This window comes from Hydrogenophaga sp. L310 (assembly GCF_055703065.1).
Window position 1 is genome coordinate 51,761 of record NZ_JBVPZA010000001.1, and the last position, 13,457, is coordinate 65,217.

A 13,457-nucleotide genomic window follows, 5' to 3' on the forward strand; every position below is an offset into this window, starting at 1 on the left:
CCTGCAAAGGTGATGGCGGTTTCCCGTCGCTCAAAGGGGTTGAGGCTTGAGGGATTCCCTCGGTGCTCTCAGCCCCTTTTTTCATTTCTCTGCACAAGACACACATGAACGAGTTGGACGCACTGGTTGACAGCGCCCGCGCTGGCTTCGCGCAAGCCGCCACCCCGGCCGATCTGGAAAACGCCAAAGCCCTGTACCTGGGCAAATCGGGTCGCATCACCGAGCTGATGAAGGGCATGGCAGCATTGCCGGTCGACGAGAAAAAGACCCGTGGCGCTGCGATCAACGTGGCGAAGCAAGCCATCGAGGCTGCCCTCAACGAGCGGCGCCAGGCGCTGGCCGATGCCGAGCTCGAAACCCAGCTCAAGGGCGAGGCACTCGACGTGAGTCTGCCGGGCCGTCAGCGTGGATTGGGCGGTTTGCACCCCGTGAGCCTGACGCTGGAGCGTATCGAGGCCATCTTTGCCTCGCAAGGCTTCGAGGTTGCCGAGGGGCCTGAAATCGAGTCCGACTGGTTCAACTTCACCGCGCTGAATACGCCCGAGGATCACCCGGCGCGTTCCATGCACGACACCTTCTACGTCGAAGGCGGCAGCGACAAAGCGCCGAATTTGCTGCGCACCCACACCAGCCCGATGCAGATCCGCCACGCGGTGCAGCACGTCAAGCGCCACCGCGCCGCGCTGGACGCCGGTCTGCCCATGCCGGAGATTCGCGTCATCGCGCCTGGCCGGACCTACCGCGTGGACAGCGACGCGACGCATTCGCCCATGTTCCACCAGTGCGAAGGTCTGTGGATCGGCGAGAACGTGAGCTTCAAGGACCTGAAGGTCGTTTTCACTGATTTCTGCCGTACCTTCTTCGAGTCCGACGACCTGGTGCTGCGCTTTCGTCCGAGCTTTTTCCCGTTCACCGAGCCCAGCGCAGAGATCGACATCCAGTTCCAGAGCGGCCCGCTGGCCGGCCGCTGGCTGGAGGTGGCAGGCTCCGGTGAGGTGCACCCGAACGTGGTTCGCAACATGGGCCTGGACCCCGAGCGCTACATCGGCTTTGCTTTCGGCATGGGCCCGGACCGCCTGACCATGCTGCGCTACGGTGTGAACGACCTGCGCCTGTTCTTCGACGGCGACGTGCGTTTCCTCAGTCAGTTCAGATAAGCGACCACCATGCAATTCCCCGAATCCTGGCTGCGTGCCTTCTGCAACCCATCCCTGACCAGCCAGCAGCTGGCCGATACCCTGACCATGGCCGGTCTGGAGGTCGAAGAACTGCGCCCGTTCGCGCCCGCCTTCACCGGTGTGGTGGTTGGCCAGATACTGAGTGCCGAGCAACACCCCAACGCTGACCGCCTGCGTGTGTGCCAGGTAGATGTAGGGCAAGGTGCTCCGCTGAACATCGTCTGTGGTGCGCCCAACGCACGCCCCGGCATCAAGATTCCTTGCGCCACGGTGGGCGCCTTGCTCCCACCGGGTGAAGACGGAAAGCCCTTTGCCATCAAGCTCGGCAAGCTGCGTGGCGTGGAGAGCCAGGGCATGTTGTGCTCGGCCAAGGAGCTGCGGATTTCCGAAGAGAGTCACGGTCTGCTGGAGCTGGGTGAAGACGCGGTGATCGGCCGCGATATCCGCGAACAGATGGGTCTGGACGACATGCTGTTCACGCTCAAACTCACGCCCAACCTGGCGCACTGCCTGAGCGTGTACGGCATCGCTCGTGAAGTCTCGGCGCTCACCGATACGCCACTGCTGCAGCCCGAATTTCCGGAGGCTTCCGTTCAGATTCAGGACCGCCTGTCCGTGAGCGTTCAGGCGCCCGATCTGTGTGGTCGTTTCAGTGGCCGCGTCGTGCGCGGTGTGAACACCCAGGCGCAGACGCCGGCCTGGATGGTCGAGCGCCTGGCGCGCTGTGGCCAGCGCAGCATCTCGCCGCTGGTGGACATCTCCAACTACGTGATGTTCGAGCTGGGTCGCCCCTCGCACATCTTCGATCTCGACAAAATCCACGGCGGCCTGCAGGTGCGCTGGGGCCGCGAGGGCGAACAGCTCAAGCTGCTCAATGGCAACATCATCACGGTCGATGCCAACGTGGGCGTGATCGCCGACGACAAGGAGGTGGAGTCTCTGGCCGGCATCATGGGCGGCGATGCCACAGCTGTCTCCGACGACACCTCCAGTATTTTCATCGAAGCCGCTTTCTGGTGGCCCAAGGCGATTGCTGGCCGTTCGCGCCGCTACAACTTCAGCACCGACGCTGGTCACCGCTTCGAGCGCGGTGTGGACCCGTCCACGACCGTCGAACACGTCGAGCGCATCACGCAGCTGGTGCTGGATATTTGCGGCGGTCAGGCCGGTCCGCTGGACGATCAGACGCTGGTGCTGCCCGAAGGCAAGCCGGTCACGCTGCGCGTGGCCCGTGCGGCCAAGGTGATTGGCATGCCGGTCTCGCAAGAGCAATGCGCGGGCGCCTTGCGCCGCCTGGGACTGGACGTGACCGAAGGCAAGGGCACGGTGACCGTGGCGCCGCCAGCCTTCCGCTTTGACCTGCAGATCGAAGAAGACCTGATCGAGGAAGTGGCCCGGATCATCGGCTACGAGCAGTTGCCGACGAATCCGCCGCTGGCGCCCATCACCGCCAGGCTGCGCGCCGAATCCAGGCGTGGCCCGTTCGCCGTACGCCGACAACTGGCGCAACTGGGTTACCAGGAAACCATCAACTTCAGCTTCGTTGAAGAGCGCTGGGAGCGCGAGCTGGCCGGCAATGCCGACCCGATCAAACTGAAGAACCCGATCGCCAGTCAGATGAGCGTGATGCGTTCATCCCTGCTGGGCAGCCTGATGGCGGTGCTCAAGTTCAACCTGGATCGCAAGGCCCAGCGTGTGCGCCTGTTCGAACTGGGTCGCGTATTCCGCAAGGATCCTTCGGTGCCCGACAGTGACACCACCGTGGCCGGCTTTGACCAGCCCATGCGGGTGGCCGGCCTTTGTTTCGGCTCCGTTGACGCGTTGCAGTGGGGCACTGCAGAGCGTGCGGTGGACTTCTTTGACGTCAAGGGCGACGTGCAGTCCCTGTTGGCGCCGTTGCAGGCAACCTTTAAGCCGGACGAACATCCCGCGATGCACCCGGGCCGCTGCGCCAGCGTGTGGCTGGGCGAGCGCTGCATCGGCCATGTGGGTGAGTTGCACCCCAAATGGCGCCAGACCTACGATCTGGCCCAGGCGCCGGTGATGTTTGAGCTGGAGCTGGATGCCGTGCTGCAACGCGACGTGCCGGTGTTCCAGGCCGTGAGCCGCCACCAGCCGGTCGAGCGTGATCTGGCCATCGTGGTCAAGGAGTCGGTCACTCACGCGGCCGTGATGGCCGCTGTTCGTGCCGGTGGTGGTGACCTGCTGCGCGACGCGGTGCTGTTCGACGTGTACCGGCCGAAGAAGCAGAGTGATGCCCCCGCCGGCGGCCTGGCCGCGAACGAAAAGAGTCTGGCCGTGCGCCTGACCCTGAGCCGTGACGACGCTACACTGACCGATGACGAGATCGATGCAGCGGTCAACGGAGCACTCGAATCACTCGCTCAACGCGTGGCTGCCCGCCTGCGTGCCTGAGCAAACAACAACGAGGATGGAGCATCAACTCATGGAACTTGCTGTCGAAAGCCTGGAAACCCCGGCTCTGACCAAAGCACAACTGGCCGAACTGTTGTTTGATCAGATAGGGCTGAACAAGCGTGAGTCCAAGGACATGATTGACGCGTTCTTCGATCTCATCACCGACAGCCTGGTCGAAGGCACCGATGTGAAAATTTCCGGTTTTGGCAATTTTCAGATCCGCACCAAGGCGCCGCGACCCGGCCGAAACCCACGCACAGGTGAGCCGGTGGCCATCGAGGCGCGCCGCGTCGTCACCTTTCACGCCAGCCCGAAGCTCAAGGAGCAGGTGCAAACAGCGGTCATCGGCAACTGATTCCGGGATGTGACGACGATTCGGCCCGGTGGCATTGAGCCCCGGGCTTTTTTACGTCGAAAGTGCACCGCAAAAACGTGTGAAATTGCCAGACAGTGGCGTTTGGCTGCAATATGTGCGGGAATTTGTGTGTGCTCACCCGCACTGGCCTGTGTTAGAGTAAATTTCAAGGTTCGGCCTCTACCGCCTTGATTTTCATGGAAAAAACGCTACCTCCCATCCCGGCCAAGCGCTACTTCACTATCGGTGAAGTGGGCGAGCTTTGCGGCGTCAAGCCGCATGTGCTGCGGTATTGGGAGCAGGAGTTCACCCAGCTGCGTCCGATGAAGCGACGTGGTAATCGGCGCTACTACCAGCATCATGAGGTGCTGATGATTCGGCGTATTCGTGAACTGTTGTACGACCAGGGTTTCACCATCAGTGGCGCTCGCAACAAACTGCAGGAGCTCGTGCATGCTGAGCGGGACAAGCGTCGTCACGAAGGCGATGAAGCGATCGAGGTGATGGACTTTGAGGTTGCAGCCCCACGGGTGGTTGGGAGTGCTGACGAAGTCTTGATCAGGCCAATGAGCCAGAGTTCGGGAGCGGAATGGGTTGGAGTGCGACGCGAACTGCTGGAAATTCGCGAGCTTCTGAGTGTTCGAGCCTGAATTCTTGGAATAGCCAGCTATACTATGAGGCTTGTCGGCGTGTAGCGCAGCCTGGTAGCGCACTTGCATGGGGTGCAAGGGGTCGCGAGTTCGAATCCCGCCACGCCGACCAATATTGACGAGGGTTAGCAGGTTAGTTCCTGCTAACCCTTTAGTCTTTCTGGGGCTCCGTGTCCTAACGGTGTCCTAAATTTTCTGGCACCTGCGATTGTTGCAATTCCACGTCGGCAGATCTTGCCGTTCGGCGGATGGTCTGGCCCAGCGTGCGGCCTTCGACCCGGTCCGCAATCCAGGTCTGCACCGCACTCTCCGACCATGTGGCCGCTCTGCGGCCCACCTTCACGGATTTGGGGAATGTCCCCTTCTGCATGTGCTCGTAGATGGTCGAGCGACAAAGCCCGGTCAGCCGCTCCACCTCTGGAAGCTTCAACAACCGATCAGGCCATCGAAACTCCGCGTGGGCCGAGTGAGATTCGACGCCCATGAGCATCAGCGCCTGCTGCAGCAGTTGTGCTGCCTGCAAGGCGCACTGCGCGGCCAGGTCATTGGCGCTGGGATCTTTCGCGGTGCGATGAGCCGATGCAGGCATGGGGCGCTCCTTTGACGTTCATCACAGCAGCGATCGCTACCGTGCACGTCCATAGATTGCCGTCGATGTCCATCGACGCCCACCCGCCGCAGCCAAGCGCAGCGAGGGGCAGGGTAGGGCTCGTGGCCTACTGGGTGGGTGTCGTTGATCGCGCAGGCGGTCGAGCGCGCATGGCCTTGAATCCGCGGTCCCGTTCAATGAACGCGGCGATCATGTGGGGCACCAATGTAAGGACATCGGTCGGTGCGTGCACGCGGCTGTACACCTCCGCATAAGCATCCAGTTGAGCCTTCAAGTCGGCCGTGATGGTGACCGTGAGCTTGACCATGTCGGTCTTGGGCAGTGGACCCAAGCGTAGCTTGGTTGAGGCGTCTTTCATTGCGACGAACCCCTCTGAAAAAACAACGGCTGGTACGGCCGCAACACCAGGTCCTTGCTGACCATCACCCGCATCGGAAACCCCGGCCGGATCGTCAAAGTCGGTTGGATGCTCAGGTTGCGCTTGGTGACTTCTTGCCCCACCTGACTCACTGTTTCCTGTGCGCTCTGGCGCACGGCCACCTCCACGCGATCGCTGTCAATTTGGCTGTCGGGTGCCGCCAGTTCCGCGCCCACCCCCAGCAAGGTGGAGAGGGCTGCCCCCGCGAGCAGGCGGTCCCAATGCCAGTCCACACCATCTTCCAGTCCGGCATAGCCCGCAGGATCGATGCCGGGCAAGCGGTCGAGTGCGATGGAGGCGGTGTCGGGCAACACCAGGCGGGTCCAGACCAGCAGGACGCGCCGTTGCCCGAAGGCGACCTGGCTGTCGTAGCGACCGATCAGGCGCGAGCCTTGCGGGATGAGCAGGTGGCGACCAGTGGCCGTGTCGTACACCCCTTCGGTCACGTTGGCGATCACCTGGCCCGGCAGGTCGGAGTTGATGCCGGTGACCAATGCAGCCGGGATGATGGTGCCCGCCATCACCTGGTAGGGTGATACCGGCGATTGCAGACCACCGGGATGGCGTGTTGAAGTGTCTCCGGGCTTGACCACAAAACCTTCCTTCTGGTCCTGTCGGTTCTGCATAGCCACAGGGTCGATGGACGCTGCGCCGGCCGCCGTGCGTATGGGCACGTCCGCGAGCGCATTGAAAGGCTGCTGCGAGGTCATGGGCGAACCCGGATCAGTGGGTGAGGGCGTTGTTGCTTTTGAAGCTCCGCGTCCTGCCGCCTCCCTGAAAAACACCGACGAGCGCGCCGCTTCCTCGGCCGCCAAGCGCTCCACCTGGGCGGGATCGATGCCACCTCCGCCCGCCATGGAGCCGCCCGGTTGCTGGGCCTTCAAGATGGCAGGTCCCAGGTCACCCGGCAGCGGTTCACCGAGCAAAGGCGGCGGTGCCTTGGGAATGGACGGCAGAGCCGCGTAGTCCTTGGGCAGGCGCTCCAGATCCTCGGAGCGGGCCACCCGGTCCACGTTGTACAACTCGCCGTCCGGGTGGTGTTCGCGGGTGCGGGGCTGCAGGGACCAGAAGGTGGCGCCGAGCACCAGGGCCGCGAGTCCACCGATCAGCGCAGCGAGCACACGCCGGTTCAGGCGCACCACGGGGCGCGGCTGCGCGCGCAGGGCCAGGCGCTCCGGGTCCAGCTTCGGCGCGGGGGCCGGCGGTGGCGAGGGCTGGGCGGTTGGCTCGCTCACGACCCACCCCCACGTGCCACGCCATCGGTGCGCTCGATGCGCACCACCTCGGCCTTGCCAGCCCCCATGCGCAGTTCGGCGGCGCCGAACAAGCGGTCCACGACATAGTAAGGCGGCCGGAAACGGTAGTTGACCAACTGGCCATCGCCCTGTGCGCCGATCACGAACAGCGGCGGCAGTTCGCCCTGGGCAATGCCGCCCGGGAACTGGATGTAGACCTTCTGCCCGTCATCAAAAGCCCGCACCGGTTTCCACGAAGGCCCGTCGCCGCTGATCGCGTACCGAAACCGCAGGTTCTCCAGCGACAGACCGGTGTCGATGGGTGCCGAGGCCTGCGCATCGCGCGTCTGGCGCTGCAGGGCCAGCATGCGGTCCTTGGGGTAGTCCCAGGACGCCGAGGCCATCCAGGCCTGCGGGGTGGACGACAACTCGATCAGGTAGGTGCGGCGGTTGGTGGTGATCACCATGTTGTTCTTCAGGCCCGTGCGTGTGGGCTTGACCAACACGTTCACGCGCAGCGTGGGGCCGGCGCCGCTCGCGGTGTCGCCCACCACCCAGCGCACGGTGTCGCCAGCCGACACGGCCACCAGTTCTTCGCTTTCCTGCAGCACGATGGCGGTCACCCGTCCCGGGCTCGTGTAGACCTGGTACAGCGCGCCCTCGGTGTAGGGCCAGACCTGGATCGCATTCACGTAGCCCTCGCGGGTGGGCGCCACACGCGCCTCGCGGTTGGCGCGCCAGACCCGGACCTTCTCATCGAGGGATTCGGTTGAGTGCGTTGATGAAGCGTCTGCGGGCAGGGCCTTTAACTGATTGGGCAGCGGCAAGGGCGCAGGCACCTGAACCACCTCCACCGGCAGCGGGGGGTCGGGCAAGGCCTGGGCGGCCACCGTGGGTTCGTCCAGCGTGATGGTGGGAGGTGGCTTGAGCGGCGTGGAGCAGCCGCCCAAGGCGAGCGACACGATCGCCAACACGGCGGTGTGCAGGGACGGGTTCATGGTGTTTTCACTCCTTCGGTGGTGTCGAGTTCACGGCTCCAGGACAAGCCATTGACGTAGATGCCCAATGGGTTCTTGCGCAGGCGCTCCTCGGTGCGCGGCGCCTGCAGCACGGTGGAGAGCACGGCGGTCCAACGTTCGAGTCCAGCGGCTTCGCCGTTGACGTAGCGGCGCTCGGTCCAGCGCAACTGGAACGAGTTGTCGCTCGCACGCACGACGCTGTTGACCTGCACCGCAATGGATTGCTGCCCGATGCGTGCGAACGGATCGGTGGCGCGGGCGTGGTCGTTCAGGGTGGCAGCCCCTCGATCGGTCGTGTAGTCGTAGGCTTCCAGCCAGTTCTGGCGCACGACGATGGGATCGATGGAGAGCGAGCGCACGTCGGTGATGAAGCGCGCCAAATGAAAGGCGATCTGCGCGTCACTCGGCTGGTATGGGGTCGCCGCTTCGCCCACGGCGCGCACCTGGCCCGCCTGGTCCACCTCGATCACATACGGCGTGACGATGGACTGCGCGGAACGCCAGACCAGACCGCCTGCCATCAGCAGCGCGAGCGAGAGGCAGCCAAAGGCCATGAAGCGCCAGTTGCGGGCCTGCACACGGGCCTGTCCGATGCGGTGGTCCCAGACCTGTGCGGCGGCCTGGTAGGGGGTGACGGGTTCGGGGGTGTCCGAGTACCGCACCTGGGGTCGTTTGAATCGCATGGGACCTCCTCAGGGGTTCGAGTCGTCACGAAGGCTGGGGTGGGCACCACTGCCACCGGCATCGCCGGACCGCAGCGCGTGCACGGCGGTGGTGGCACCGTGCGAGATCCGTTGGTGGCGTTGCAGGCGCTTCGCCCACGCTGGGGCGGGCGGCGCACCCCCGTCACCGGGTGACGGCGAGGCCTGTGATGGTCCGGCCGACGATGCCGATGGCGCCGCCGCATCGCTCACGAAGCCGGCCACGCTGTCCTTGACCGCCTGGGCACCCGCCGCCACGCGTTGACCGACGGCTGCCGCGCCGCTGCGCGCGACCTGCGCCACGCCGGCGCCAGCGGCTTTCAGGCCACCGTCTGGTGATGCCGAAGCACCAGCCCGGTACGCAGCTTGGGTGCTGGCGGCCAGCGAACCCGCCGAGCGGGCCGCTGCGGCACCGCCGCCGATGGCCGCCCGCGCGGCACCGGGCGCCATGCGGGCGCCGGCCGCCACGGCGGAAGCGCCGCCAGCAACGGCCGCACCGCCGGCCACGGCGAGACCTGCCGCGCCCAGCGCCGTGCCCGCAGCCGCACCGGCGCCCAACTGCGGCGCCCCCGACACCAGGCCGGTGGCGATCCCCGGTCCGAAGATCCCCAGTCCCAGCATCGAGAGGGCGGCCAGCATGATGACCAGCGCGTGGTCGATGCTGGGCTCGGTCCCGGGCGGGGTGGTGAACTGTGCGAACAGGCTCGAGCCGATGCCCACGATCACCGCCAGCACCAGCACTTTGATGCCCGAAGAAATCACATGGCCCAGCACCCGCTCGGCCAGGAACGCGGTTTTGTTCCACAGCGCAAAGGGCACCAGCACGAAACCCGCGAGCGTGGTGAGCTTGAACTCGATCAGGGTCACGAAGAGCTGGACCGCGAGGACGAAGAAGCTCACGATCAGCACCAGCCAGGCCAGGAACAGCACGGCGATCACGTCGAGGTTGGCGAACACCTCGGGGAAGCCCACCAGGTCGCTGATCTGAGTCATGATGGGGCGGCCAGCGTCCACGCCCACCTTGGCCAGTTGACCGGGCTGCAGGAACTGGGCCTGCGTCATGCCGGAACCCGAGGCCGTGAGACCGAGACCGGCGAACGAGCGGAACACGATGCTGGCCAGGCTGTTGAAGTTGCCGATGATGTAGGCGAAGGCCCCGACGTACAGCACCTTCTTGACCAGCTTGGCGATCACCTCGTCGCCCGTTCCGCCACCCGCGTGGCTCATGGCCCAGAACAGCCCGGCCAGTGTCATGTCGATCAGCACCAGCGTGGCGGTCAGGAAACGCACCTCGCCGCCGAGCAGGCCGAAGCCCGAGTCGATGTAGCGCGAGAAGACATCCAGGAAGCGGTCGATGACCGCGATGTCGTTCATGGCCTCAGTCCTTGACCGGTGCCGGTGTGTAGGGCGTGCCCGCGCCCATAAAGCGCTGTCGCGTGGCCTCGCTGACCGCGTTGCAGGTCGCGTCGCCGACCTGGGCGTGATTGGCCTTGCACTGCACCCGCAGTTCCTTGAGCCGCTCCGGGTTGGCCAGCAAGGATTCGGCCGTGTCGGTGGGCGCCTTGTCGGAGCAGGCGCCGAGGGTGGTCAAGGCGGTCAACACGGCCAATGCGGTGGGGATGATCAACAGACGGAACATGGCTGCTCTCCTGTGGGTGGGTGGCAGGGTTCACTGGCGGTAGAAGTTCACGCTGGCGGGCGTGTAAGGCGTGCCTTCGCCCTGGAAGCGGCGCCGCACTTCGCGCGAGCGCTCCTGCACGGCAACCTGGCGCGCCTGCTCCAGCGCTTCGGCCCGGTCCTGTGTGATCTGGAGTTGCTGGGCCTGGATCGCCTGGCGCGACTGCAACGCCAGCAACTGGTTCGTCGCCTGCATCGCCTGCAGGGCACCGGTGGCCGACTGGCTGCGGTTCACCAGCTCGCTCAGGGTTCGCTCGTCGGCCGTGAAGTTCTGCACCGCCTGCGACTGCACCTGCGTCGCGGTGCGCAGGGCCTCCAGCGAATTGAGCCAGCGCGAGCGCGCGTCCTGCGCCATCTGCGTGCCGGTGACCGCGGCCGAGTAGGACGCGGGATACAGGCGCCGAAACTCCGACTCCATGTGCGAGACGTTGTAGGCCAGGCCCTGCGCCTGCTGGATCAGGCGGTTGGTCGCCGACAGCGTGGCGCGCAGGTCGTTGAGCACGCTGAAGTCCAGGCTGGTCAGGTTGCGCGCCTGGTTCAGCAGCATCTGCGCCTCGTTCTGCAACTGGCGGATCTGGTTGTTGACCTGCTCCAGCGTGCGTGCTGCGGTCAAGATGTTCTGCGTGAGGTTGGACGGATCGAACACGATGTCGCCGATGCCGAACAGCGCGTGCGCAGGCTGCACGGCGCCGACGGTGAGGGTGCCCGCGACCAGCAGGGCGAGCAGCTTGCGATGGAGGGAAGGACGGGTTTTCATGGAAGTTCTCCTGGTGGTGGATGGCGGTCAATCAACTCGGCGGCCCAGTCGAGGCCTCGGTGGCGCAGCCAGGTGGCCGCGAAGTCAACGCCCCTTCGGGTCGGTGGCAGGGCTTCCCAGACGCGGTCCATGTCCCGCTGGTCCTCGGGTGAGGACGCACCGGCAAAAGCCAGCGTGATGGGGCCCAGACCCAGATCGAACACCCGGTTGCCCAGGCGCGACTGGAAGTAGTAGTCCCGCTTGGGACCGGCGTTGGCGACGATCTCGATCTGCCGGCTGCTCAGGCCGAAGCCTTCGTAGATGCTGCGCACCTGTGGCTCGATCGCCTGCGGGTTGGGCAAGAAGATTCGGCTCGCGCAGCTCTCGACGATGGCCGGCGCGATGCTCGACTCCTTCACGTCGGCGAGCGACTGCGTGGCAAACACCACGGACACGTTCTTCTTGCGCAGTGTTTTGAGCCACTGCCGGATGCGGGACGCGAACACCGGGTCGTCCAGGAACAGCCAGGCTTCGTCGAGGATCAACAGGGTCGGTGCGCCGTCGAAACGCTCTTCGAGACGCGCGAACAGGTAGGCCAGGACGGCGAGAACCGCGGCCTTGCTGTGCATCAGCTCCTCCATCTCGAAGCACTGCACGTCGCCCGATCCCAGCCGGTCGTGATCCGCGTCCAGCAGCTTGCCGTGGGGGCCTCCCAGCACGTAGGGCGCCAGCGCCTGCCGCAGCGCGTTCGACTGCAGCAGGGCACTCAGGCCGGTCATGGTGCGCTGCTCCACCGGCGCGCTCGCGAGGCTGGCCAGCGCACTCCAGATCTGCTCCTTCTCGGCGGGGCCGACCTGGGCACCTTCGGCCACCAGACGGCCGGCAATCCACTGCGTCGCCCAGGCGCGGTACGCGTCCTGATCCACCCGGGCCAGCGGCTGGAAGGCGACGGCACCATCGGCTCCCAGGTCGTAGTGCTCCCCGCCCAGACCCAGCGCCGTGGCCCGCATGGAGCGACCCATGTCGAAGGCAAAGACGCGGGCACCGGGGTAGCGGCGGAACTGCATGGCCATGGTGGCGAGCAGCACCGACTTGCCCATGCCCGTGGGCCCGACCACCAGGGTGTGGCCCACGTCGCCCACATGGGTCACCAGCCGGAACGGCGTGGCGCCATCGGTGCGGGTGACGATGAGGGGCGGACCCTCAAGGTGGGCGTTGCGTTCGGGGCCGGCCCACACCGCCGACACCGGCATCATGTGCGCCAGGTTCAGCGTGGACACGATGGGCTGGCGCACGTTGGCGTAGGCGTGGCCCGGCAGCGAGGACAACCATGCCTCGACCGCGTTGAGCGTCTCGGGAATGGTCACGAAACCGCGCCCCTGGATCACCCGCTCGGCCTCGCGCAGCTTCTCGTCGGCGGCGCTGGCGTCCCTGTCCATCACGGTGACGGTGGCCGTGACGTAGCCGAAGGCCACCTGGTCGTTGCCCAGGTCCTGCAGCGCGGCATCGGCGTCGGCGGCCTTGTTGGACGCATCCGAATCGACCAGTGGGGTTTCCTGTTGGAAGATGGTCTCGCGCAGCAGGGCCGCGATGTTCTTGCGTTTGGCGAACCACTGCCGGCGCAAGCGCACCAGTTCGCGTTCGGCCTCGGCCTTGTCCAGGCAGAGAAAACGGGTGCACCAGCGGTAGGCGAAACCCAGGCGGTTGAGTTCGTCCAGGATGCCCGGCCAGGTCGAAGTCGGAAACCCGCGCACCGACAACACCCGCAGGTGCTGCTGCCCCAGCATGGGGGCCAGGCCACCGGTCAGCGGTTCGTCGGCCAGCAGGGCGTCCAGGTGCATCGGCACCTCGGGCACAGCCACAGGATGGCGCCGTGTGGACACGCCCGCGTGCAGGTGGCTAAGCGTCTGCGCATCGTCCAGCCAGCCGACCTCGGGCATCACGCCTTCGAGCAGTCCCATGAAGCGGTCGGACTCGGCGATGAAGCCCTGCAGGCGTTCGCGCCAGTCCACGTTCTCGGTGGAGCGGTTCTCGTACAGCAGACCCGATGCGCGCGACCGGGATTCCTCAGGTGGCAGCCACGCCAAGGTCAGGTGGTAGCTGCTCTCAAAGTGGCTGGCAACCTCGTCGAAGGCGGCGCGCCGCTCTTCATCGACCAGCCAGGACAAGGACTCCGGAAACACCGAGTCTGGGTAACCCGCTGCGGCGCGGCGCTCCGCCTCGACGAACAAGGCCCAGCCCGAACCCCGGCGACGCAGCGCGTTGTTCAGGCGGGCGGCCGTGGCCATCAACTCGCCTTGGGTCGCGCTGTCCAGGTCCGGTCCCCGAAAGCGTGCCGTGCGCTGGAACGAGCCGTCCTTGTTCAACACGACGCCGGGCGCGACCAGGCCTGCCCAGGGCAACCAGTCGGCCAGCAGGGCGGGGCGCTTGCGGTACTCGGTGAGGTTCAACATGGCTACA

13 protein-coding genes and 1 tRNA gene are annotated in these 13,457 nt (G+C 65.6%); 5 read left to right on the forward strand and 9 right to left on the reverse strand.

The features are described 5' to 3' along the window. Nucleotides 1–104 precede the first annotated feature (104 nt). The 5 genes from pheS (at nt 105) to AC0GNO_RS00270 (ending at nt 4,713) form a co-directional block, all read left to right on the forward strand. Nucleotides 105–1,157: a phenylalanine--tRNA ligase subunit alpha gene (pheS, locus tag AC0GNO_RS00250; RefSeq protein WP_472889479.1), complete on the forward strand. Its 1,053-nt coding sequence runs from the start codon at nt 105–107 to the stop codon at nt 1,155–1,157. 9 nt (nt 1,158–1,166) lie between these two features. Then, a complete protein-coding gene (gene pheT, locus AC0GNO_RS00255; protein WP_472902492.1) occupies nt 1,167–3,593 on the forward strand; it encodes a phenylalanine--tRNA ligase subunit beta in 2,427 nt (808 codons plus the stop codon). 31 nt (nt 3,594–3,624) lie between these two features. Then, complete coding sequence (locus AC0GNO_RS00260) at nt 3,625–3,951, forward strand: integration host factor subunit alpha (protein ID WP_305362868.1); 327 nt, start codon at nt 3,625–3,627, stop codon at nt 3,949–3,951. 197 nt (nt 3,952–4,148) lie between these two features. Further along, complete coding sequence (locus AC0GNO_RS00265) at nt 4,149–4,601, forward strand: MerR family transcriptional regulator (RefSeq protein WP_472889481.1); 453 nt, start codon at nt 4,149–4,151, stop codon at nt 4,599–4,601. A 35-nt stretch (nt 4,602–4,636) separates the two neighbouring features. After that, a tRNA-Pro gene (locus AC0GNO_RS00270) sits at nt 4,637–4,713 on the forward strand. A 63-nt stretch (nt 4,714–4,776) separates the two neighbouring features. On the opposite strand, the gene AC0GNO_RS00275 is transcribed toward AC0GNO_RS00270, so the two are convergent. From AC0GNO_RS00275 to trbE, 9 genes are all read right to left on the reverse strand, one after another. Next, complete coding sequence (locus AC0GNO_RS00275; protein WP_472902493.1) at nt 4,777–5,190, reverse strand: helix-turn-helix transcriptional regulator; 414 nt, start codon at nt 5,188–5,190, stop codon at nt 4,777–4,779. A gap of 127 nt (nt 5,191–5,317) precedes the next feature. After that, nucleotides 5,318–5,569, reverse strand: a complete 252-nt coding sequence (locus tag AC0GNO_RS00280; RefSeq protein ID WP_472902494.1) for a DUF2274 domain-containing protein — start codon at nt 5,567–5,569, stop codon at nt 5,318–5,320. Further along, nucleotides 5,566–6,864, reverse strand: a complete 1,299-nt coding sequence (locus tag AC0GNO_RS00285; protein ID WP_472902495.1) for a TraB/TrbI/VirB10 family type IV secretion system protein — start codon at nt 6,862–6,864, stop codon at nt 5,566–5,568. The genes AC0GNO_RS00280 and AC0GNO_RS00285 overlap by 4 nt, the downstream gene beginning before the upstream one ends. Then, complete coding sequence (gene trbG / locus AC0GNO_RS00290) at nt 6,861–7,862, reverse strand: P-type conjugative transfer protein TrbG (protein WP_472902496.1); 1,002 nt, start codon at nt 7,860–7,862, stop codon at nt 6,861–6,863. Before trbG ends, AC0GNO_RS00285 begins: the two co-directional genes overlap by 4 nt. Next, a complete protein-coding gene (gene trbF, locus AC0GNO_RS00295; protein WP_472902497.1) occupies nt 7,859–8,566 on the reverse strand; it encodes a conjugal transfer protein TrbF in 708 nt (235 codons plus the stop codon). Before trbF ends, trbG begins: the two co-directional genes overlap by 4 nt. Nucleotides 8,567–8,575: 9 nt before the next feature. Further along, on the reverse strand, nt 8,576–9,958 hold the full coding sequence (gene trbL / locus AC0GNO_RS00300; RefSeq protein WP_472902498.1) for a P-type conjugative transfer protein TrbL: 1,383 nt from the start codon (nt 9,956–9,958) through the stop codon (nt 8,576–8,578). 4 nt (nt 9,959–9,962) lie between these two features. Beyond that, nucleotides 9,963–10,223, reverse strand: a complete 261-nt coding sequence (locus AC0GNO_RS00305; protein WP_472902499.1) for an EexN family lipoprotein — start codon at nt 10,221–10,223, stop codon at nt 9,963–9,965. Between the two features lie 30 nt (nt 10,224–10,253). After that, nucleotides 10,254–11,018 carry a P-type conjugative transfer protein TrbJ gene (trbJ, locus tag AC0GNO_RS00310; protein ID WP_472902500.1) on the reverse strand — a complete coding sequence of 255 codons (765 nt, stop codon included), beginning with the start codon at nt 11,016–11,018 and terminating at the stop codon, nt 10,254–10,256. Beyond that, complete coding sequence (trbE, locus tag AC0GNO_RS00315; RefSeq protein WP_472902501.1) at nt 11,015–13,450, reverse strand: conjugal transfer protein TrbE; 2,436 nt, start codon at nt 13,448–13,450, stop codon at nt 11,015–11,017. The genes trbJ and trbE overlap by 4 nt, the downstream gene beginning before the upstream one ends. Nucleotides 13,451–13,457 lie beyond the last annotated feature (7 nt).